The 21,942-nt window shown below is 61.8% G+C and carries 23 protein-coding genes; 15 read left to right on the plus strand and 8 right to left on the minus strand.

Annotated elements, in window-relative coordinates:
- Positions 1 to 3: 3 nt before the first annotated feature.
- The 3 genes from CH275_RS16865 (at position 4) to CH275_RS16880 (ending at position 3,194) form a co-directional block, all read left to right on the plus strand.
- Entirely contained in the window at positions 4 to 600 is a 597-nt protein-coding gene (locus CH275_RS16865) for a hypothetical protein (RefSeq protein WP_094679490.1), read from the plus strand.
- A gap of 401 nt (positions 601 to 1,001) precedes the next feature.
- A complete protein-coding gene (locus CH275_RS16870) occupies positions 1,002 to 1,637 on the plus strand; it encodes a DUF1109 domain-containing protein (RefSeq protein ID WP_094679491.1) in 636 nt (211 codons plus the stop codon).
- Between the two features lie 777 nt (positions 1,638 to 2,414).
- A complete protein-coding gene (locus CH275_RS16880; RefSeq protein WP_143546803.1) occupies positions 2,415 to 3,194 on the plus strand; it encodes a hypothetical protein in 780 nt (259 codons plus the stop codon).
- 129 nt (positions 3,195 to 3,323) lie between these two features.
- On the opposite strand, the gene CH275_RS16885 is transcribed toward CH275_RS16880, so the two are convergent.
- Positions 3,324 to 3,692 (minus strand): histone-like nucleoid-structuring protein Lsr2, encoded by a 369-nt coding sequence (locus CH275_RS16885; RefSeq protein ID WP_094679494.1) that lies wholly within the window; start codon positions 3,690 to 3,692, stop codon positions 3,324 to 3,326.
- A 427-nt stretch (positions 3,693 to 4,119) separates the two neighbouring features.
- Here CH275_RS16885 and CH275_RS16890 point away from each other — a divergent pair, with 427 nt between their 5' ends.
- The 8 genes from CH275_RS16890 (at position 4,120) to CH275_RS16920 (ending at position 10,997) form a co-directional block, all read left to right on the plus strand.
- On the plus strand, positions 4,120 to 4,383 hold the full coding sequence (locus CH275_RS16890; RefSeq protein WP_094679495.1) for a hypothetical protein: 264 nt from the start codon (positions 4,120 to 4,122) through the stop codon (positions 4,381 to 4,383).
- Between the two features lie 130 nt (positions 4,384 to 4,513).
- Complete coding sequence (locus CH275_RS16895; RefSeq protein WP_094679496.1) at positions 4,514 to 5,443, plus strand: hypothetical protein; 930 nt, start codon at positions 4,514 to 4,516, stop codon at positions 5,441 to 5,443.
- A 238-nt stretch (positions 5,444 to 5,681) separates the two neighbouring features.
- Entirely contained in the window at positions 5,682 to 5,894 is a 213-nt protein-coding gene (locus tag CH275_RS16900) for a hypothetical protein (protein ID WP_094679497.1), read from the plus strand.
- 119 nt (positions 5,895 to 6,013) lie between these two features.
- Positions 6,014 to 6,178, plus strand: coding sequence for a hypothetical protein (locus CH275_RS29520; protein WP_179276196.1), 165 nt, complete (start codon positions 6,014 to 6,016; stop codon positions 6,176 to 6,178).
- An 87-nt stretch (positions 6,179 to 6,265) separates the two neighbouring features.
- A complete protein-coding gene (locus CH275_RS16905; RefSeq protein ID WP_256991075.1) occupies positions 6,266 to 6,727 on the plus strand; it encodes a hypothetical protein in 462 nt (153 codons plus the stop codon).
- Positions 6,728 to 6,840: 113 nt separating this feature from the next.
- Positions 6,841 to 7,971 (plus strand): tyrosine-type recombinase/integrase, encoded by a 1,131-nt coding sequence (locus CH275_RS16910; RefSeq protein WP_094679517.1) that lies wholly within the window; start codon positions 6,841 to 6,843, stop codon positions 7,969 to 7,971.
- Complete coding sequence (locus tag CH275_RS30030) at positions 7,968 to 10,475, plus strand: tyrosine-type recombinase/integrase (protein WP_256991076.1); 2,508 nt, start codon at positions 7,968 to 7,970, stop codon at positions 10,473 to 10,475. The genes CH275_RS16910 and CH275_RS30030 overlap by 4 nt, the downstream gene beginning before the upstream one ends.
- An 87-nt stretch (positions 10,476 to 10,562) precedes the next feature.
- Positions 10,563 to 10,997 (plus strand): hypothetical protein, encoded by a 435-nt coding sequence (locus CH275_RS16920; protein WP_256991077.1) that lies wholly within the window; start codon positions 10,563 to 10,565, stop codon positions 10,995 to 10,997.
- A 224-nt stretch (positions 10,998 to 11,221) separates the two neighbouring features.
- Here CH275_RS16920 and CH275_RS16925 read toward each other — a convergent pair whose 3' ends face one another.
- From CH275_RS16925 to CH275_RS16945, 5 genes are read right to left on the minus strand one after another with little or no spacing between them, the layout of a single operon-like run.
- Positions 11,222 to 11,914: a CPBP family glutamic-type intramembrane protease gene (locus tag CH275_RS16925; RefSeq protein WP_094679499.1), complete on the minus strand. Its 693-nt coding sequence runs from the start codon at positions 11,912 to 11,914 to the stop codon at positions 11,222 to 11,224.
- Positions 11,911 to 12,756: a SagB/ThcOx family dehydrogenase gene (locus tag CH275_RS16930; RefSeq protein ID WP_256991078.1), complete on the minus strand. Its 846-nt coding sequence runs from the start codon at positions 12,754 to 12,756 to the stop codon at positions 11,911 to 11,913. Before CH275_RS16930 ends, CH275_RS16925 begins: the two co-directional genes overlap by 4 nt.
- A gap of 14 nt (positions 12,757 to 12,770) precedes the next feature.
- Complete coding sequence (locus CH275_RS16935) at positions 12,771 to 14,120, minus strand: YcaO-like family protein (protein WP_143546804.1); 1,350 nt, start codon at positions 14,118 to 14,120, stop codon at positions 12,771 to 12,773.
- Positions 14,120 to 15,109 (minus strand): TOMM precursor leader peptide-binding protein, encoded by a 990-nt coding sequence (locus CH275_RS16940; protein ID WP_094679501.1) that lies wholly within the window; start codon positions 15,107 to 15,109, stop codon positions 14,120 to 14,122. The genes CH275_RS16935 and CH275_RS16940 overlap by 1 nt, the downstream gene beginning before the upstream one ends.
- Positions 15,106 to 15,867: a hypothetical protein gene (locus CH275_RS16945; RefSeq protein WP_094679502.1), complete on the minus strand. Its 762-nt coding sequence runs from the start codon at positions 15,865 to 15,867 to the stop codon at positions 15,106 to 15,108. The genes CH275_RS16940 and CH275_RS16945 overlap by 4 nt, the downstream gene beginning before the upstream one ends.
- A gap of 305 nt (positions 15,868 to 16,172) precedes the next feature.
- Between CH275_RS16945 and CH275_RS16950 the strand changes: the two genes are divergently transcribed.
- The 3 genes from CH275_RS16950 to CH275_RS16955 all read left to right on the plus strand — a co-directional run bounded on the left by CH275_RS16950 (position 16,173) and on the right by CH275_RS16955 (position 17,828).
- Positions 16,173 to 16,310: a plantazolicin family TOMM peptide gene (locus CH275_RS16950; protein ID WP_094679503.1), complete on the plus strand. Its 138-nt coding sequence runs from the start codon at positions 16,173 to 16,175 to the stop codon at positions 16,308 to 16,310.
- Positions 16,311 to 16,527: 217 nt separating this feature from the next.
- Positions 16,528 to 16,977 carry a hypothetical protein gene (locus CH275_RS29525; protein WP_170946076.1) on the plus strand — a complete coding sequence of 150 codons (450 nt, stop codon included), beginning with the start codon at positions 16,528 to 16,530 and terminating at the stop codon, positions 16,975 to 16,977.
- The gene (locus CH275_RS16955) at positions 16,974 to 17,828 is read left to right on the plus strand and encodes a class I SAM-dependent methyltransferase (protein WP_179276197.1); all 855 of its coding nucleotides are present in this window, start codon (positions 16,974 to 16,976) and stop codon (positions 17,826 to 17,828) included. The genes CH275_RS29525 and CH275_RS16955 overlap by 4 nt, the downstream gene beginning before the upstream one ends.
- Before the next feature lie 202 nt (positions 17,829 to 18,030).
- Here CH275_RS16955 and CH275_RS16960 read toward each other — a convergent pair whose 3' ends face one another.
- On the minus strand, positions 18,031 to 19,293 hold the full coding sequence (locus CH275_RS16960; protein WP_094679505.1) for an MFS transporter: 1,263 nt from the start codon (positions 19,291 to 19,293) through the stop codon (positions 18,031 to 18,033).
- Complete coding sequence (locus tag CH275_RS16965) at positions 19,290 to 20,945, minus strand: ABC-F family ATP-binding cassette domain-containing protein (protein WP_094679506.1); 1,656 nt, start codon at positions 20,943 to 20,945, stop codon at positions 19,290 to 19,292. The genes CH275_RS16960 and CH275_RS16965 overlap by 4 nt, the downstream gene beginning before the upstream one ends.
- A gap of 383 nt (positions 20,946 to 21,328) precedes the next feature.
- Between CH275_RS16965 and CH275_RS16970 the strand changes: the two genes are divergently transcribed.
- Positions 21,329 to 21,742: a hypothetical protein gene (locus CH275_RS16970; protein ID WP_256991079.1), complete on the plus strand. Its 414-nt coding sequence runs from the start codon at positions 21,329 to 21,331 to the stop codon at positions 21,740 to 21,742.
- Positions 21,743 to 21,942: the final 200 nt, after the last annotated feature.

Raw genomic sequence — 21,942 nt, forward strand, 5'->3', positions numbered from 1 at the left:
GTCTTGACTGACGACACAGAACTACAGACGCGGGCTCGACCGGGTTTCGGCACCGCGTTTGCGGCGGCTGCGTTCCTCTTACTTCTTGCGGGGAACCGATTCGAATGGTGGGACTATCGCTCGCCGTGGAACCTCTTCCTCGACCTGGTGATCGTGTGGGCAGCGGTGGCCGGCCTCATCGTTGTCGGCGTGGTGTGGATTTACCGCCTGTACAGCTACCGCAAGAATTGTCGGCGGTGGCCATGGCCGAGTATCATTGCGCCTGTCACGGTCTTGGTTGCTGCTGTTGCCTTCGTTGTGATCGAACTACCGGTGGACCGTGACTTCGAGCGCGCCAGAACGCAGATGGAGGACCTGGCCATATCGATGCTCGACGAGGGCAATCAGCGGCTCGTGTCGATCGAAATCAGCGGGGTGTCGTTCTCGACGGTGTATGTCGCAGATAACAACTGCGTGTACTTCGTAGATGGCAAACGCAGTAGCACCCTTTCCCGAACCGGGTGGCTCTACACCGTTCGGTGCACTCCAAATCCGAACAACTTCCGTGGGCGCGAGGAGTTAGCGCCTGACTGGTTTGCTTACCGGCAACGAGGATCATGAACTGGATCCCACAAGAATCGCCGCTCCGTAGTCCGGTCCACAGATCCGTGGTGTCTCGCTCGTTCCACTCCGATTCCCATACTCGTGAGTCCGGCGTCGGTGCTGCCAAAGCCCGTTCGGCTAGTCGGTCGAGTAGCTGATCAATCCTGTCCAACAGCACCTCAGCGAGCCTATCGAGTACACGATCGGACACCGGGAACGCCCCGACAACGTCACTCTCGCCCCCATGACACTGTAGAGAAGGGCACCGACAGTTCCCGGTGTCCTAATCTGGGAATTGCATAGGAGATGGAAGCACTCGAGATCGGCCGTGCCACCGGGTTCGAGCTTGAACGGGTCTCGAACCTCGACTCTGCCCGCGGCGAGGGTGACCGCAGCGCTGTGACCGATACCCTGACGCGATGGCGAGAATGAAATCGCTCGACGGTTGGGTGCATCAGCAGCTCACGGGCGAGCCGACACGGTCGAAGCCACCCGGTCCAATACTGCTGACCTTCGTGACAGCCGCCGTTGCGGTATGGGTCTGCGTCAAACGAAATTGGTGGCCGTCTCCGTTCGGCGCACACACCTGGGCCGACCCACTGCTGGCCCATCTACTCGTCCTTGCTGTTTTGGCTGTCACCGGCCTGGTGTGGGCTATCCGAACCCTCTACGTGCTCGGCCGCGACCGACGTTGGTCCTGGTGGATACTTCCTGCGCCCGTCCTCGTCATAGTCGCCTTTGCGTTCGTGGTGTGGGGGCCAGCTACGACCTTCCTCGACAAGCGCAGCGAGTTCGAGGCCATCGCCGTCGACATCCGGGAGAACCCCGGCACGTCCCGCGAGGAGTTCGAGATCGGACCTTTCGATATCAGTAGCGCGCGAGGCGTCTCCTCAGGAGAGGTCTACTTCGTCGACAATTCAACCGTCTTCTTCGGCTTTACGAGCGGATGGGTCTATTCGCCTGATCGCGAACCGGGCGGCCTCAACAATGCTGATTTCTCCCCGACTCACCTCGACGGCCCCTGGTACCGATACGAATCGGTGTACCGAGACTGATCTGCCGCATTCTGAAGTGGGAGGGTACGACGGGAATCGTCAGAAGAAAGCCAGCTGCGCGTCGTCGACACGACTACGACCCGTGCCCGCAGTGCGGGTCCTGACCGCCTGCCGATGTCGAGCTGGGACCTCAACGGCGACAGCGTGCTTGGGGCTGAGTTTGGAGACTGCCAGGCGTGTCAATTCATTCCGAACTCGAGATCTTTCGTGGTCGCGGGCACGCCCCACTACTGTGTCTCGCTCATTCCACGCCGACTCCCATGTGCGCGATCCGGGCACCGGTGCCGCCATGGCTCGATCGGTGAGCCGGTCGAGCAGTTGATCGACTCTGTCCGTCAGAACGTCGGCGAGCTCGTAGAGCACACGATCAGGCACCGGAGTTACCCCCACATCGTCGCTCTCGCTCACACGCGACACCGTAGAGGCCGACACCGACACGTTTTCCCGAACTGGCTGAGCGCGCACAACCAGTGTCGCGGTCAGAGCGATCGCTACGATCATCGAATGCCGTTTGACGAGGGGTTGTCCGATTGGCGAGTCTATTCTGCAGAACAAGCCGTCGGTTCAGACGAAGTCCTCGACGATATCGCCGCTTGCCAGGCACTCGTCGACAGCCTGACCTCCAGCTCGTGGTGGCAGTCCCACTTTCCGAACACCCCGCCCATCGAAATAGTCGGGGGAGGATCTGAACACCAACATCTCAATCTCAGGGAGTCCTTCGCTAGTCCATGGGGGCATCCGCAGACCACACGGTGGACCGTCTCATTGCACCCCGCCATGTTGACCACCCGTGTGCTGCTGCACGAGGTCGCTCACTGCGCTGCGCCCTACTACGTCGTGGAAGACCACGAGCCGCGGTACCGCCGTGGCAAACGGCTCGCCGTGTCGCACTCCAAGCATCTCGCCCACGGGGCCTTCTTCGCCGCCACGCTGGCAGCGATCACCGGGCACGTCGTGCTGGGAGACCAGGGAGGACTGAGGGCGGCGTTTGACCACTTCGAGGCCCCCGTTGCCTCCGCTGACGAGCTTCGCCGCGAACTCGATGCCCAACCGAAGATCGTCGACGAGGAAGTGGCCTACCTTGCTGACCTTCGACAGTTCATGGAAGACGCCCGCGCATCCACCACAACCGCTGATAATCCCAGGCCGCCCAGTTCGTACGTGCCTGAAACCCCATGGGGCTTCTATCTGGAGATGACGCGCCGCCGGATTCATCGGCGCCGCAAAGACGGCAGTCCGTTGCTCTCTCAACGTCGACTCGCCGAGCAGATTTCAACCGTGTTTCCCTGCTCGGCGCGCAATATCTCGGAGCTCGAACACTTGAGGCAACCTCCCGACAGTCCGGCGCAGCTCACGAGAGCGATGATGGCCACGATCTGCCTGGGTATGGACCCGATCTGGACGCGATACAACTTGCAGCTCACCCGATGGGGGTGCGGCGATATCACCTTGGAACAGGCACGTCGCCTCAACCCCGGATGGGCGGAACTCGTCGAGCACATCAACGAACTTCTCAAAGCGATGCCACCGAGGTGGAGTGTCAGCGGCTCGCGCTGATCTCTCGAGGGCGGCGGTGGGGCGCGACGGCTCTTCTTGAGTTGCGAAGAAGATAGAAGCACTCGAGCTCCCCCGCTCGGCGCACCACCACCGGCACCCGCTCACGTCGACGCAGGCGGCTCACCGAAATCAGTGAGCGGCGTTGTACGCCTCTTCCACATCGGCCGGAATCCGGCCACGCTCGCTGATCTCGTAACCCTGGTCGAACGCCCACTGCCGAATCGCCCGCGTCTGCGCCGGATCACGCTTGACCGATCCGCCGGCCGCTGTCGCGGTCGACGCAGCAGTGGGGGAGGGCTTACGCTTACGCCCACCGACCCGCGTCGCATACCCGACGTAGTAGTCGAGCTTCTTGTGAAACTCGTTCGCGTTCTTCGCTTTCAGGTCGATCGAGTACTCGACGCCGTTGATCGTGAATTCGATCGTTTCGCCGGACTCGTCGTCGATGACCGACCCGTCGATATCGTCCACCAATTGGGTTGTCACTCGTTTGGCCACAGCCGGAAAACCTTTCATCGACACATTCGCTATGCGCAACCGCATTCGTCATCAAGAGAGTAACCAGCGCCGATATCTGCATTCTTCATCGACACGGTAATTCGAGCCGCTATCGAGCCGAATTCGATTTCCGGCAGTCGGTCTCACGGGCACCGAGAAAGCAATACAGCTCTCGCATCGCAAGGGGATTTCGGTAGCCGTAGCCGTTGCAGTGCAACAGCATTCGGACGCGTGACCGCGTCCGCACGCCCCCTTCGGGGCCGCCCCATATGGGTCACCATTTTGGTCGTACGAGTCGTCCCAGCCTGACACGCCGGGGGCCCGTCCAATCAACCCACGGTCGCAAGCTCCCTCTTCGGGGTTGACAGTCCACCCTCAGCCTGTCAGTCCAGGACGTCTCATCCGAACCTTTGGAAGGTGTCCAGTCATGAACAACAACAGCGAACTGCTCAACGATCACCAGATCATCACCGATCTCATCGGCACAGCCGCTCAGCTCCCCGCCGAAGATCCGCGCGCGGCCCGGTGGGCCACCGAAGCGCTCGCGCTCGCCAGCGCAGCAGAGCTGCCCATCCTCATCGAGGAGGCCGAAGGAGTGCTCGGACGCATCGAGCACGACACCACCTGCCGGTGGTGCGCCGGGCAGCCGGGCGCAGCCATCCCGGTCGGGTCCTTCTGGTGCACCAACTGAGCTAGGCCCCCCACAGTCGGGGTCCCGGTCCCATCACGGGGCCGGGACCCCCTTTTTTGTCTCCCATTCCGTTACGGCAACGTAATGAAATGAAACGTAATGATATGAAACGAAATGGTAGAGTTCAGTCATGACCGCAGCCGAGCCGCCCCGCAAGCCAGGCCGACCCCGCATTCACGCCAGCGCGTCCGACCGGGTGCGGGCACACCGGGCCAGGGCAGCGGAGAAGGCCGGCAAGGTCGCCGCAGTTGCCGGCGTCGACGAGGCCGACACCGCGACCCCCGAGCTGGCCGTCGCATCGCTCGCCGCCGTCCTCCCGGCGCTGGCCACGCAGGCCGAGCAGTTCACCGCCCTGGTTCAACGGGTCGAATCCGCGATCGGGACCGTCTCGGATCCGAAAGCTCTCGACCAACGACTGGAGCTGATGCGCGCCGAAACTGCACGCACCGTCTCCGCCGCCGAGGAGCGCGCCGCCGCCGCCGAAGCGGCAGCGCATGCTGCGACCGTCCGCGCTGACGCCCTCGACGCCGAGAACGACGAACTACGCCGCGACGCCGCCGAGGCATGGGAGCGGACCGAGGAAGCAGAAGACGCCGCCGAGCTGGCCCGCGCCCAGGTCGAGGAGCGGAAGGCGGCACACCGCGCCGAACTGGACGAGCTCGACGCACGCCAACGCGCCGAAATCGGCGCCCTGCAGGACACTCACGACTCCATCGTGGCATCGCTCAACACCAGCCACCGCGAGGCGATCGACCGCTACGACGAGAAGGATCGACGTCTCGCGGCCGAGTTGGTAGAGCTACGTGCCGAGGCAAAGACCCTGCGCACCGATCTCGCCGCCGAACGCTCCGCACATCAGGACGACAACCGCACCCACGCAGCAACACTCGCGCAGCAGCGCACCGACGCCACCAAACGCGAAGCCGAGCTGCGCCGCGACTACACCGAACGCATCGACGAACAGAAGACGATCGCCGCTGACCTGCGCGAGGAGATCTCGCTGCACCGAGCCGAACTCGATCGACTCCGCGGCCTCGAGGAAGACCGCCGACACAACTGAAAAGCCGCCGCTGTCAGGGCGGTCATGCGGGGGAGTGGACGTTCACTGCACTACCTCGACGCCTCCGGCGTCGCCCCATGTGGGTCACCAAGGGGGTCGTGCGAGTCGCCCGAGTCTGACATGCCGGGGACCCCGTCCAGTCAAACCACGGTCGCAAGCTCCCAAGACGTGGTTTGACAGTCCACCCTCGTCATGTCCGATCGCTGCGTCTCATCCGAACCTCGAAAGGACCCTCGCCATGTATCCAGATCGCCTCTCCGCCATCGCATCCGCCGCCTACAACCGCGGCGCACGCGCAGCCACCCACAATCTGGGCGGCCTGCACGCGGACATCCACCACGCTACGAAGTTCGGGCAACGCCTCGCTCCCGAGCAGCTCGACACCCGGACCTGGGAATGCCTACTCGGCAAACACCGCACCGACGAACCGATCCAGCCACTGAATCTCTAGCCGGACGGCCCCGCCCACACCGGGCGGGGCCACACCCAGCGCTCATCCATGCCCGTCCAGTCGTTCACGCGAATGACTGTTGCCGGAACCAACCCGAGCCCGGCGGCGTCCAAGCAGGTATGGACCACCACGAACGAACCGCCGTCCGAAACGAAGGCCACGACCCCAACCATCCGGCAGTCGTCGCAGCTCTCGACCAGGTCAAACGCACCCTCAACCTGCACCGGCACCTCGCCTGGACCTTCACCGCGGCCGACCTCGACGGCCACGCCGTTCCCCGCTGACCGACCTCACCAGCTCATTCGACAACTCGAACGGGTGTTCGATACTCTGACGGTGGTTCCCACCGGTACGACGAAAGGTCGATTCACATGGCCACCGTCGACGCGATCGAAGACCTCACCGGACTCGACAAGAGCGCCCAGCTCGACGTCCTCCGTCGACGCATGGCCACCGTCCCCGGCGGCCGACGCGACCACGCACCCGCCGACCTGCCCACCATCACCGCACCCGATCGGCCTGAACCCCTCGCGCCCGTCGTCGACAGCGATCCGGAACCGCTCATCGCCGCTGTACGCGGCAAAACCCTGCGGACCATGCCTGTGCCGCGACCACTGGCCGAACTGCTCCCACGCGGTGCCCTGGCCCGCGGAACCGCCATCGCCGTCACCGGTGCCGGATCGATGCTCATCGCCCTCATCGCCGAAGCATCCGCCGCAGGCCACCACGTCGCCCTCGTCGGCCAACCCCGCTTGAGCCTGCTCGCCGTCCACGAACACGGGGGCAATCTGGCGAAGATCCATTTCTTTGGGGTTTCTCGTCCCGTGGCGTGATGTTGTGCAACCATGCCGCGTAGAGCCTTTCGTTCCGGTTCTCTCGGGATGTGCTTGTTGTAGCGTCTCGTCTCTTTCGAAGGGTCGAGCGTGTGAAGGCGTTTCCTGTGAAGATGCCATCCGGTGGAAGCTACTGGACCGTCGTCGATGACGACTACGACGTCGTGCCGGTAGTCGATTCCTACCTTCGGGAGCTGCGGTTCGGGCGAGACCGCGCCGAGTCCACAACCAAAGCGTATGCAGTGAGCATCGGACTGTTTCTACGTTGGTGTACCCGCACAGGTCGTCAATGGCGCACTGCACCAAGAGATATGGGCCTGTTCATTGTCTGGTTGAAGTACACCCGGATCGATGGCGCACCCGTTGTTGCCGGTCCCGGCGTCGAACCGGTGCGCAGTGCATCCCGCATCAACCAGATCCTGGCCGGCGTTCGAGGGTTCCTCTCGTATGCTGTCATCGCCAAAGAAGCTTCTGGGGTGGTGCTCGAGCAGATCTACGAACTAGCCGACACCCGCGATCTGCCGCTGGCCGCGCAAGGGGAGAGCGGGCATTTGCGATATCGTCTTCGAGCCCGACACAGTTTGCGTCAGCCGACGACGCCGGTCGATAGAGCAACCGATCACGAGATCGTGTCGTTGTTCCGAGTATGCCGATCTGCCCGAGACCGTCTGATCGTCCTGCTGCTCTCCCGCGCCGGATTACGCCGCGGCGAGCTGACCGGCTTGAGGCGAAGCGATCTGCATCTGCTGCCGGACAACGCAAAGCATCACTGCCTGATTCTCGGCGCACACGTCCATGTGGTCCGCCGCGAGAATTCCAATGGGGCAGTGGCGAAGTCGCGTCAATCCCGCACCGTGCCACTCGACTTTCTGGTGCTCCTTGCCCTCGACCTGTACTACCTCGAACGCACCGGCAGTCCGCAATCCCGAAGCTGCGACTTCCTGCTGGTCAACCTGTTTCGAGATCCGCTGGGCGCACCGATGACGCTGGGAGCGATCAACGAACTATTCGCAGCCCTCTGCGTCCGAGCAAATCTAGACCGCCCGATCAGCCCTCATCAGTGTCGACATGGGTTCGCCAGCAACCTCGCCGACTCGGGTGCTGCACTCGACGAAATCCAGGGCCTGCTCGGGCATGCATCCCCCACGTCGGCGCAACCGTATCTGCATCCCTCGAACGAGCGACTACGCGCAGCCGTCGACCGAATCCCGACACCGTCATCGCTCATCGGAGACCATTCATGACCAGCGCTTACCCGCTGCCCGCGCATGCCGACGCGGCCGCTGCCGAGGACGAGACCGTCGCGGTGCATCTATGGTCGTTGATCACGCAAGAGTTCCTCGACTTGATGGGTTGGTCACACGAGTGGAGAGTGGCGTACTTCCCCGCCGACCACCCTCTGCTGGGACCGAAACGATGCATAGTGACCGGATGCGGCATCAAAGCAAACAGCCGACTCAGCCTCTGCCCCTTCTGTCTCGATCGATGGAACGCCAGCAGTGAACAGACGATCATCGAGTTTGTGCAAGCTGGACGCCCATGGGTGGCACGAGGAGCGGGGCGCTGCGCCGTACCGGCCTGCGACAGGCCTTGGGCCTCACGATTTGCGTTGCTGTGCCGCAAACACCACGACCAGCGCACACGGATACTGGATGTCCCAATGGACGTGTTTCTCGGCAGCTCGGACACAGAGCCCTTCGACTCGTTGGGCCCGTGCCAAGTACCGGCATGCACCCGAGACCGCGACATCGAGAACATCTACTGCGGCATCCACCGCATGCACTGGAACAAGCTCGTGTTCGCGAGCCCGACAGGGGCGGCCGGTCTCGACGAACCCCACTTTCGCCGCACCTCGGCCGCGATTCCCACGATCAACGAATGCAGTCTGCGAGGCCTTCCGAATCGTATCGTCGCCGAACTCCTGTTGGGAATCCAACAGCGCACCGCGTGGGGCGCGCAAACCTACCCGGACTGGATCCGGCCACTGGTTGCGAAGATGCTGGCAGACGAATGCACCTCGATCGAGCAACTCGATCAGTCGGGTCTGTCGAGCAAGACCGGAACCGCGTGCAGGCACATAGTCAAAGAAGTCCGCAGAGCGCAGCTCAGTCCGGAGACGGAGCGACTCAAAGACAACTGGGATGCAACAGTATTCGGATACGACGGAGTGCTCAAGTTCGGAGACATCGTCCAGCCTTGGTTGCGAGAATGCGCCAAAATCTGGGCCTACAACGATCTACCCAAGCGACGATCCCTCAACGCGAAACAAATCGTACAAAACGAAATCAGAATACTGGTAAGGCTCTCGGAAAGCCTCAAACTTCAGCGACCCGGTGACCGAGGACTCGAACCACATCTGCTGTCCCGCAGCGATATCTGCGGCTTCATGAACCGTCTGACCTTTCTGTGCACCGCAGGAACGATCACCCCCGCTACCCGGGCGGTGACTATCCAGTCGACACGTCGCCTGCTCGCGAACATGCGCGCTCTTGGCCTGACCCGAGAAGGCGAACCGATGTACGGGTTGCCGGACGACTTCATTCTCTATCCGGAAGACGTTCCCATGCCACCGGATGTCGTCAAGGAATGCAGGGATCTGCCCGTCGAAGTCATGCGCCACATCTGCGAACACCTCGACGGACTCGAAGAAGTCAGCACACGCGAGATTCGGGTCGCCGTCGAACTCATCATCGACACCGGGCGTCGACCGGACGAAATCTGTCGTCTGACCCTGGACTGTCTCGAGCGAGACGCACAGGGCAAGCCCGTGCTCGTCTACACCAACTTCAAAGAAGACCGACACGGCTGCCGGCTCCCGATCAGCGAAGCAACGGCAGCAATCATCATCGGCCAGCGTGAACGCGTCCAACTGCGCTACCCGAACGAGCCCACCGCGGCGCTGAAACTGATCGCAGCACCCACCCGCAACCCCCACGGCACCAGAGCACTCAACGACAACTACCTCGGCTCGCGTCACCGCGAGTGGCTTCTCACCCTACCCGACGTCACGGTCCCGATGACGGTCGAAGAAGGAGGGGTAAGAGTGACGAAACTGTTGCCGTTCAACCGCTCTCAAGTATTTCTGTATGCCTATCGGCATACTTACGCTCAACGCCATGCCGATGCCGGAGTTGGTGTCGATGTTCTGTGCGAGTTGATGGGGCACCGCTTCATCGGCACCACTCAGCTCTACTACCGTGTCGGCGAGGATCGCCGGAGAGAGGCGGTCGATCGACTGGCAACGTTGCACTTCGACCGGCATGGGAACAAGATTTGGCGCGCAGCAGCAGCTCTGCTCGACTCCGAGCACGTTCGTCTCGCGGTCGGGCAGGTCGCAGTTCCGTACGGAAGTTGCAGCGAACCGAGCAACGTCGCGGCCGGTGGCCATGACTGCCCGATCCGATTTCGGTGTGTGGGATGCACCCACTTTGCGACCGACGTGTCCTACCTCCCTGACCTCGAAGGATATTTGGCCTCGCTTCTCCGCAGCCGGGAACGGATCCGCGGAACGTTCGGCGCCGACGACTGGGCGAAAGCCGAAGCCCTGCCCTCCGATACCGAGATTGCTCGAATACGGCGGTTGATCGTCCAGATCAAAACAGAGGTCGACGATTTGTCGGAATCCGATCGGGCGCTGGTCGAAGAGTCTGTGTCGACAGTGCGAAAGGGAAGGTCAGCCGTGGTGGGGCTCGAAGCACCTCGGGTTCGGCAGCCAGTACCTGACGTCCGTCCCGACCGGAGCACGTAACCGATGTCAGATCCTATGATCGATGGACGACGCGCCGATTCAGATCGTCGACGGGGCCGCGTCATAGAGGCGCTGAGACTGGCATCAGTGAACGGCACAAGCATCACCGTCTCGGGTATCGCCCGTGCAGCGCAGGTCGATCGCACCTTCTTGTACCGGCACACCGATCTCCTCGCACAGATCCACCTCGCCCAATCCGCACTTCCCCCACCGAACATGAATCCAGCGGCGGTCACACGCGAGTCGCTCGCCGCCGACCTCACCAACGCACACCACTGTATCGGGGCCTTGGTCGCCCGCAACGCACTCCTCGAACGCAAACTGTCCGAGATGCTCGGCCAGCAAGCGTGGCGCGAATCGGGACTCGGAGCACCCGTCGACATCGAACGACTACAACAACAGATCACGGCACTCGAACAACAAACCGTCGATCTCACCGGCCTACTCGACGAACGCGACCAAGAACTCGACGCCGCACGTCACGCCAACCGAGAACTGTTCTCGAACATCAACCGCGACTGATCACCGAACGGGGAAGTGTCCGATTAACGGCGGATCCGACCTCGGTGTCCGTTAGTTTTCGTTCGGGGTTATGCGTCCTTCGAGCGTGATCGCGAACGCGTTGACTGCATACTTGAACCCGATCAGTCATCGCGGGCTTACCTTTTCCCGGTCGATCCAGTGCCCGCGTCGCGAGATATAGACATGTTGAGGACTGCTGGCTCGGTCGGGAAGTGCTCCTAGATCTAGCTGGGGCGTGTCGGGTTTGCAGCGCCCTGACCACGCAAACTCGTAGTCAACTGAGTGAGGTTGTAGGCGACGTGAAACACGATGCACGCCGTTATTGCCGACGCTGCCGCAAAGGTGAACGTGATAGTTGCGAACGCAGTCATCGACATCCACACGAGAACTCGTTCCCTCGAATCGAGGGTCAGAGGGTTATGAAGCAGTACAAATCCAAGAATGGACAAACCGACCATCGCCGCTACCTGCCACTGGCTGTAGTCGCCTGTGGCCAAGACGATTAGAGGGAGGACCCGCCAGATCACCTCTTCGGCCGCTGCGACAATGACGCACCATCCGTACGCGCCTGCTGACTGTGACTGTCGCGTCAGGGTGAAGGTTCGCACCGTTCGGTTCGTCACCACAACGGTCGAAACGTAGAAACCCACCCCGGCCAGGAGTGCAGCCGGAACGAGTAAAAGGTGTGCAACGTGCAGTAGGTGGAAAAGGCATTCTCTCGCATCGCGGTCGAGGAGCAAGATCGCGATCACAGCGCCACTGAAACAGACCGTAGCGGTGTCGTACACCCCGCCCGCAGGTTTGGTGAGTTGGCGCCACAGCTTCGAGTACGGGCGGGTGGTCCGCATGATCGTCGGTAGTAGCGAGGTCAGTCCCACATGTGCCAGCGGTATTGCCGAGGCGTAGATCAGATTCACCCAGGTTGGCCCAACATGATCATGTAGACCGGTGCATCGTCGACGCCGTTGTGGTCGACAAGAATGTCGGTGACTTCGTCGTCGACGAATCCACCGAATAAGCGGGTTGCCAGGTCGAGGCTTGTCGCGGTGAGCAGCAGATTCTGAGCGAGGTGACCGGCTTCCATCAAGATGAACCGGAGCGAACGCTGGGAGTACTTGAAGCGTGAACGCCACATCGTCGCGGAAATGATCAGCGTCACCGCTGCTTGCTCCGCGACGTCAGGAATCATGGTCGATTTGTGGAGCTTGTCGATATCGGGGTGCTCGTCGATCAGGGCGAATCCATTTCGGAATGGATCGTAATGATAAAGAGTATTTTCGGTCAGTCCGTCGACTCGGTGTGTCAAAACAAAAATGTCGAGTGGGTAGAGCGCTCCACCGGATGGCGTGTTGCGCCGTTTCTCGTGCGCGTTAATTGCGTACGAACCGTACGAATGGTGCAGGACGCTGTGCAGCTCATCGGCAGAAACCGCAAGCGCCGAGAACGAAGGTGCGCTTCGCCGGCGGTAGAGCGCGTCGTGCAACGTACCGTGAAGCGGCGGCGGGCACTCGAACCCGATGAAAGGCCTGCTGGCGTATCTGCGTCCAGCTCGACGCGAAATCGACTGTAAATCAGGAGAGTTGAGAAGCATGGGTATTCCCGGCGTCTCCCATGGCAAGCCGGGGCGGGTGAGCTTCGAGGCCTCGAAGTAGTTCTCAGCAGGGTCGTCATAGGCAGGGACACCGTCGTTGTAGATGAGGTCCCGCAAATTTACGCTGTGGGCGAGGTTGTCCCCCGACATCGTGTCATCGATAGTCATTGAGATGTCATCTTTCACGGGAAGGGATGCGGGTGCGGGTTGATCGAGGCTGTCGTTACCTCTGTATCGCGGAGTCCGAGGCTGTGAGCGTGGCTACGTAGTCGTTGTCCGCCGAGGTAACGGCGCCGAAAACCGACATCAAGTGGTTGCAGCTGTGGACTGAATGTCCGAAACACGTGCCCGCCTCCCTCCGCGACGTCGGGACTGGTCATGTTGACTGTCATGAGATCGATTCCGGATGCGCCGGCTACCTCCAACAAGGCATCGAGCAGCTCAGCTGGGTTGTTGCTGGGCAGAACGGGACTGTCTCGGACGTCGCGTCTGTGCGTGCTTGCGGTCAGGAACTCTGTGTGTCGGATCATGTCGGGGTGTGCGTAAAGGCAGATGTGATCGACGAAATCGACCACGTCTGTGTCGTACGTGCTCGGGTTCGGCTGCAGCGTCGTGCCGTCGCGTTGCTCGGCCTTGACCCAATTTCGAGTCTGGAGGCTCTCGACGGCCGCGGAGGCGGCCGCGCGCGCGAGGGTGGGCGCAGATGCGGCACCGAGCGCGATCGGTGCGACGTCGGAGGCCCGATTGCGGGTCACAGCCAGAACGGTCGGAACACCGGTGAGCTCGGTCATGTCGACGAGTTCAGATTCGGTCCCCGACCGCTCGCAGTACCGCCTCAAGAATCGAGTCAGCGCTGGATCGGTAGAAGTATCGATCAGCGGCAGTGATAGCTGGCCGTACCAGGTCTGGACGAATGCATCGCGCTCGAACAGCTCGAAAGTGCCGCCGAGCACAGCCTCGATCGGTGTTGCGTGGAAGGCCAACCCGCTGCTGGTTGCATAACCGATATGGGATTCAGGTGTGGGAAATCCCGCGGACAGGTGAACCAACTGTGCGGGAACGTGGACGATTCGTCCTGTTGCGAGATCGGAGCTTTCCCGCCAATGCAGTGCTGTTTCGCTGGTCGGTCGTTCGAAGCGAAACCCGGTCTGGGCGTACTGCTCATCGGAGAACAGCGGCAGAGTGGCCAGATCTACGGTCGTCAAACCTCGACGTGAGAGATCCTCGGTGCTTCCGAATTCGAGAGCATCGACGGGTATCCAGGCGGCGCTGTACCGTTCCACGGACTCGCCGACGGCGGCGAGTCGGGTGATGGTCTCGTCGGTGTCGCCGCCGCCGTTGAACTGGTTGGCAGGTGCGCCGATGAGTTCGGTGCTTGCAGCAGTTTCCGATCCGATGGCGTAGGTGTAGGAGTCGTCCAGATCGTGAACCTTGTGGAAGATGCGAGGAACGATACCGACCAGGGGAGAAGTGAACGCGTTGATGAGGTCGAGAGACTCGTTGGGGTCGGACCACGCCGTGACCGTGGACATCAGCTGTGCTCCGCTTCCTGGTGGAACCACACTTGCGGATGGCCGGTTCCATGGGCTCGAGAGCAATCCGGGCAGCGCGGTACTCGGAGGATTCGGTGGTTTTCCACGGTTAGACCGGTCAACGTGTACTCGTATGTAGCGAAGTGCCCGGGTTCCGCTTGCCCGAACACACCGTCGAGAGCGATGTGACGAACAATCGCGTCTGCGAGCAGGTTTGCCTGCATCTGGTTGAAGGCTGGGTCGGTACCGAAGGCGTCAATTCCTGTTGGCAGGGACGATCCGTGTGCGACCAGAGGACGGAGCTCGCTGTTGTGGTCGGTGCTGGCTCGGCGCATCCGGTAGCAGGTGTGACACGCCGATCGACCGGAATAGAACCACGGCCCGACGCTGAAGCTGTTGCCGGCCGGTGGAACTGCGCACAGCCATACTGCTTCGGCTTCTTGTGAAACCAAGTGCGTATTCCATTGTGTCAGAATCGAATCGTACTCATCGTAGGCCGCGACGAGCGTCAGGGTGCTGCCGGTGGCGGCATCGAAGTCCCGGCCTACGCGTCGAAGAGCAACCCCGTACTCGTCCATGGTGCTGTCGAACCCCGGCGGAATGTGGTCACCGACGATCGCTACCGTCGACTCCCGTAATCGCCGGTCGATCTCCTCTTTGTCGACCTGCCCGCCACCGCGAGCAAACAAAGACGTCACACACGGGCGTGCCGCGGTGGGGGTTGAGGGGATGGGTTCGAGAAAACCGGCGTCGAGCAGCAGTGTTCGCACCTCCGTTAAGGAGTGGCGTTGCCGCTCATCGATGTTCGCGAACTCTTCTGACCGCAGATCCAGATCCCCACCGGACGCAATCAACTCTGTCATGAACGTCGTCAACGCGTTTGTCGGCAGCAGAGTGGTGGCGTCGGTGCCGACGATCATCAATTGATCCTCGGATGCGACCGCCCGCGATCCTGCTGCGAGGCGAGTGCGGTGCAGATTCGTCGTCATATGAGCTGATCCTTCTGGTCGTGGGCCAATACTGTTTCGAGGACGGTGAGTGGTTCGGCCGGTTCATGCTCCAGGAGCTCTGTGATGTCGTTGGTGCCCAGACCGCCTTGGGCAGCTAAACGCTGAGCGTCGACAATCCGCTCGGCAGCAAGTGCCGGGACCCCGCTGTCCGTCATGACCGATACCAATTCGCCAGGTGACATCGACTGCAACGTCACTGGTATCTCGTTGGTCGAGCATCGTCTGGCAAGCTCGGATGTTGCCACGGTTGGCCCCCACACTGTCCAGTGGTGTGGTGCCCGGCGAGGTGGCCGATCGAGTGCGGAGGCCACCGCAGTTGCGGCGTCCGACGCGGTGAGCATTGGTTGAGAAATCAGGCCCTCTACATGGCACAGGACCCCGAATCGGGTCGCCCAGTCCAAGTCCGGAGCAAAATCTTCGATGAGTCGAGAGGCCCTGACGATCGTCAACGAGTCGGAAGCGACGTCGACCAGTGCTTCCTCGAGATCGAGAATTGTTTTTCTGTAGGCAATTCGAGGTCCAGGTCCGCCGTTACGCGTATGCAACGGCGTGATGAGGACGACCTGTCCGGTGTTGCCACGGCCGAGAGACTGCAACGCGGCTTCGCGCAACTGCTCTTGGTTCGGCGTGCAGGCATCGATAATTGTTGCTGGCCGTTCCGGACGAGGGTCCGATCTGCTCAGGCGATCGAACTGCGCGGCCAGGGAGCCTCTCGATCCGATGTAGTCGTACGTCATCGTTCACCTCTCGACATAGGTCCTCCATCCGGCCGTGCGGCGAGTTCGATACGTGTTGAACGTGTTTGACGGCATGCACACATCAGGCGTCGCATAATCCGCACCACCCCTGGCATCGATACTAAGGCGCTCGGTCGGTTTTTAAAGTACCAGTTTCATAACTCCTCGGTGAACGATTAATTAATTGCCCTTTACCTATTCCGCTCGCCGGAGAAGCCCGCTACTGTCGGTACCGACCGGAAGGTCCGGTTGCGTTGGATGACGAGAACGGTTATCCAACGGCGTGACAAACAAAGGTAGGCAACATGTCTCGTCTCATTGCTGCACTCCCCGACGTCGCCGAACTCGGAGTCGAGCGATTCACCACCGAGGTGAAGGTCTTCGAACCGACCGCTGCACGGTGCACCTGTACGACCGCACCCTGCTGCTGCTGCACCGGATAGAACGATCCACGTGCGCCGCGAGGGCCCCGCGGCGCATGTGCAGGCTGCGGCGTGCGCGCGCCGCGTAACCCGATACGTCGAAATAGCAACGGTAGGAGCGTGTTAGACGGTGCTGATTCCCATCATCGTATGTGAGGTCTTGTTCTGGGTGATGTTGGTCCTCGGACTACTTACTCGATACGTTGCCCGCCGGAAGACCCTGTCGACCGTGCTGCTCGTGAGCACCCCTCTCATCGACGTTGTCCTGATCGCGATCACCATGATCGATCTCCAACGAGGAGCGGATCCGCACTTCACCCACGGACTGTCCGCGTTCTACATAGGTTTCTCGATCATGTTCGGACCCAGTGTTATTCGGTGGGCAGACCAGCGGGCCGCGTACAGATGGGGACACGGCCCCAAGCCCACGAAAACCGCCCGAAGTAAGACCGAAGAGGTCTCTTACCAATGGGCCGAGTGGCGACGAGCCTTGGTCGCATCCGCAATCGCTGCCGTCGTTCTCGGTTTCGGTATCGCATTGGCAGGGATGGACAACGCTTTCTGGCTGCAGTACTGGATGGGCGTACTCCTCTTTCTCGTCGTGTGTTGGGCGTTCATCGGGCCGTGGCGAGCGTCGCGAAGGGCGGCAGCCGAATCGGACCGTGTCGCGGACTCCGCGCGCACATGACACCGGCCACGTCGAGTCGCTTCGGGACGGTTCCGGTACGCAATCCGGCGATCGCTGCTCGCTGGTTCACAGAACTACCCCGCCGAACCGTCAGTGCAGAACACGACCGCCAATTCACCCGCTGGTGCTCCCAGTACACGGTCGGTGCCTTGCTAGAGCACTTCGACGGTCGTCCACCGACAAGCATCCTGGACATCGGATGCGGAGACGGCGGGTTCCTCGCGCTCGCGCGGTCCCGATTCCCTGACGCAACTCTGACGGGAATCGACCCCAGCGCAAATGCCATCGAAGAAGCGCAGCAGAACACCCCATCCTCCCGTCTGGTATGTGCGACAGCAGAAAGGCTGAACACGTCACCGCTTGCGGACTGTCAATTCGACGCTATCGTCGTTCAACTGAACCTCGCCCTGTGGGACGATCCCCATCTAGGTCTGAAGAACGCCGCTCAGATGTTGCGACCCGGCGGACTCTGCTACATCGTCGATCCGGTCGCTGGTGACACCGATCGCATATCGACAGCCGCCACCGCCGACTCAAGCGGTTCGGAGCTTTCGGTCGCCAACTACCTCGCGGACCAAGCTGCTGCCTCCTTTACCTTCGACGAAGCCACGGCGCTCGTACACGACGTCACCCAGAGTGTCGAGGGAACTTCGGGCAGGGTTGGATCCGGCGGCATCATGGGCTACCCGATCGGATCGCAGGAGGCTGTGCGAATCTGGCGAGGTAACGCCGATGTGCGCGCTGCTTTGCTGGAGGCGGACAGGTCATCGGACACTGATCTGTTGTACGTGCACATAATCCGGAACCTCGACGCCGGCGTCACGGTAGATCGTTCTGGGCCTCAGCAATAAAGCTAGCGGGGCAGTCCGGCGAGCAACCCGGAGCAGATAATGATGGCGGACCACGCAGAACATCGGCTACGCACCGACGTCCCAGCCGGTTCGCTTTGAGGTTAGCCCGAAGCCCCATCGTCAAGAAGTCTTGACGATGGGGCTTACAGGAAGAGATGTCATCACGTCAAAACTCGGCGCGGTGCATGACACGTTGCACAATCTAGGCGTCGAGTGGGCGTTGTAATTCGGTTACACGCATCCGCCCGACGACCAGTGCGACTGCTGCTAGTAGGGGTGGGATGAGTCCCGCGGCGACGAAGATCGCCGGTATCGGAACGATGAGCGAGAGAGGTCCGGCGATTGCGATCGAGACGGGCATGAACGCGATTGAGACGAAGAAGTCGAGGCTCGCGACCCGTCCGATCATCTCGGGAGGAACGAGGCGTTGAAGCAACGTACCCCAGATGACGACGCCGGCACCGGTCGCGGCGCCGACGACGAACAACGACGCGAGCATCAAGACCAGGCTGTTCGCCACACCGAGCAGTGCCAGTGGGAGTGCCCCGCCGCCCCAACAGGCGATCATGAACGTCAGATACCGGCGGGGGAGCCGAAGCGTCGACACCACCAACGATCCGGTCGCGCCACCAATTCCGTACGCGGCCAACAGGAATCCGAATGTAGCTTCGGCGTCCTCGAATCGGTCGCGGGTGAGAAAGGGGAGTAGTACTTCGATCGGCCCCTGGATGATCAAGGCAAGTGATGACCCGAACAGCAGTGTCCACAACAGCCACCGTGTGCCCGTTACATAGCGCACACCCGCCTTCAGATCGCCCCACACATTGGTCGGCTCCTCGGTCGGTGTCGCCCCGATCTCTTCTCGCCGGCTGAGGAACAGGGTGATGACGAACGCGATCGCGTACGACGCAGCGACGATGACCGCACCGACTGCGGGAAAGAATGCGCCCACAGCCAGTCCACCGAGTGCGGGGCCGAGCCCTTGACCCATCGATGGACGCAGCGCGCCTTCGAGACCGTTTGCGGCGAGAAGCTGCTGCGGAGGGAGCACCTGAGGCAGATAGGCGCTGTACGCGGGATAGAAAAACGCGCTGCCGGCACCCATCGCGAACGATGCGGCTGCGACGTGCCATAGCGCGATGGTGTCGGTGAGTGACAAGACCGCCACCGCAGCCATCACGGCGGCGGTGCATCCCTGAACAGTGATGATGATGCGGCGTTTGGAGAAGCGGTCGGCGACCACGCCTCCGAACACGGAGAATGCGAACAGTCCCAGGCTTAGCCCCGTCGCCACCGCGGACAGAGCCAGGGGGCTGTCGTTGAGCGCAAAGACTTGAAACACCATGACGATCGTCCACATCCCGGTACCGAATACTTCGATTCCGACGGCAGCGAAGAGGAGTCGGTAGTCGCGTGTGCGCAGCGGCGCGAGAGCTCGCAGTCCAGCTGTCTGGCGGTCGCTCATGCCGATGTCCCCCTCGCGGGTGCTGTGGCCAGGTGCAGTGTGGGCCAGTCGTGGACGTCGGCGAGAAGCTGGCGATCGTGGGTGGAGATGACCACTGCAGCCTGGGTTGCTGACAGCGCAGCGGTGAGTTCGTCGACCAGGGCCACCGAGAGGTGGTTGGTCGGTTCGTCGAGAAGCAAGACATGAGGTTTTGTCGCCAGCACGATCGCCAGATCGAGGCGACGTTGCTGCCCCATCGACAGCTCACCTATCCGCTTGCTCGATTCTCGCGCACGAAGTAGACCGAGGTGCGAGAGGCCGATTGCTTCCGACGAATCCAGGATCCCCGCCGCTATCAGCGCATCGAGGTGCGCGGAGTAAACCTCGCTGGCGCGCTGGCTCGACGGTAGATCGGTTTCCTGACGCAGGAAGCCGAGACGGATACCCTGTGACCTGCGAACATCGCCCATTGTGGGGTGTAGCTCGCCGGCGAGCACGCTCAGTAGCGTCGATTTCCCGGCACCGTTCGGACCGGTCACCACGAGCCGGTCGCCGCGAGAGAGGACGCAGGACACCTTGAAGGTCATGCGATCGTCGACAGTGATCCGATCCGCACTGAGCAACACGGAACCGGTACTCGGTAGGAGTTCAGGAAATCTGAACTGTTGAGGTGGTTCCGGCACCGTCACCGCGTGCGCTTCGAGCTGCTCCGCTCGTCGATGAACGCTCTGTACGAGCCCGCCTGCTCGGGTCGCGCGACCGTGCTTGTTCGTTCCCTTCTCCGGTTTCCACCCGGACTGCAGACGATTCTGCGCCGCGCTGAGACTGTCTTTCAGTCGGGCATGCTCGGCTTGTTGCTGGTTGTACTCCTGCTCCCAGAGCGCGCGCTCGGCGAGGCGGCCTTCGCGATATCCCGCATATCCGTTGCCGTACAATCGGATTCGACCATCGGGTGAGGGGTCGAGATCGACAATGGTGTCCGCTACCTCGGTGAGCAATACACGGTCGTGGGTGACTGCCACGACGCCTCCACTGCGCGTCCGGAGCTGCGCACTCAGAAAATCGAGGCCGCTCCGGTCGAGATGATTTGTTGGCTCGTCGAGGAGCAGAAAGTCGTCGTCCGCGCCCAGGAGGCACGCCAGACGCACCCGGTACCGCTGCCCCACGGATAACGTGTCCAGTGACCGCTCTAGGTCGGTTTCGGCGTCGAGAGCTTCCAACGCGATCCGCACGCGGCGCTCGGCATCCCACGCATCAAGTGTTTCAGCGCGTTCCAATACTGTTGCGTATCGCTGAGCACCGTCGGTACATGTGTCGGAGAGGGCGAGCATGGCCGCATCCAGTTCCGCCAATGCCCTGAGTGGCTCGGCTATCGCGTCAGCGACAGCTTGCCCTACCGTTCGGCCGTCTTGCGCAGGCATTTCCTGCTCAGCAACGCCCAGCGTGCCGATGCGCTGCACCGTGCCGGAATCGGGAGCGAGGGTGCCGTCGAGCACGTGCAGCAAGGTTGATTTTCCGCGTCCGTTCTCGCCGACGATGGCGATCCGGGATGTAGGTGTGACGACGAGGTCGACGTGGTTCAAGACTGTTTCGGCCCCGCGCGTCACACAGACGTCAGAGGCAATGAGTTGAGCACGTTCGCGTGCTGGTCGAGCATTCGGAGAGGTGAGCATTCGAGTCCTTCGAGAGGACGCACCGAGCCGGAAGACGGCAAACAGGCACGCCAAAGACGGCGACCGCGTTGGGTCGAGAACGAGCGGCCACCGCCGACTCGGATCACTCCACGAGCGCGGAAGGCCTTACTCAGCCGTCTCAGGAAAAGTACAAATGCACGTCCTCGAAGGTAAAGGGTAATGAATCGAAACGCAACCAATAAGTTAGTACGTTCGGCTGCTTGGTCGGTGACCTGCGGGCCGGAAGTCGATAGCGCGGCCCTCGAATCGCATACACGATCTGCCCCGACAGTCCGTTGACACTGTCGTTCAGTCCAGACACGCCCTGAACTGGACAGATGTACGCAAACATCCCGCCGCACAGTGCTAGTACCCCCAGAGAAGTGCACCTCGTAGATCCGGGATCGACCGACCCTCTCGATGCCGCGTCGATCTGTCTCGACGGCATAGATCTGGTCGTGACGACCGTGCACGGCCGAGACGTACCACCCACGCGCGCAAGAGCTTTGCTTGCCAGGAATCGTCGGCACGGCAGCATCCTGGCCGTCACGGACGGACGCATGCCCGGTATCGATCTCACCATCGCATCGACCGTCCACAGCTACGGCGGCATCGAGCAGGGGAGGGGCCGCATCAAGTCGATCACCCTCGACACCACCGTCCACGGACGTGGAACGCAGCACCGCACCGGCCGCTACACCCTCACCGCCCCAAGTTTCGGCGAGACAGGCCTGCGCTGGACACCCGCACCCGCCGGCGACCTCGCCGGCCGACGACCACTCGCAGCCGCGCAATGACTACCGACAATGAGGCCGGCATCTTCGACGCCTGGCCCACCACCTTCGAGCCACCCACCCGCCGCATCGTCGATCCACCGATGTCGGTGAAAGTGAATGTGTTGTAGACGGGGTTTGCCTCTGACCACTGTGCATCCGATTAGTATCCCGCTGTTTCGGGCCATCACCAACGAGGGTTCGACACCTGCCCGAATCACGCT

It is taken from the genome of Rhodococcus sp. 06-235-1A (assembly GCF_002258785.1).
Taxonomy (GTDB): domain Bacteria; phylum Actinomycetota; class Actinomycetes; order Mycobacteriales; family Mycobacteriaceae; genus Rhodococcoides.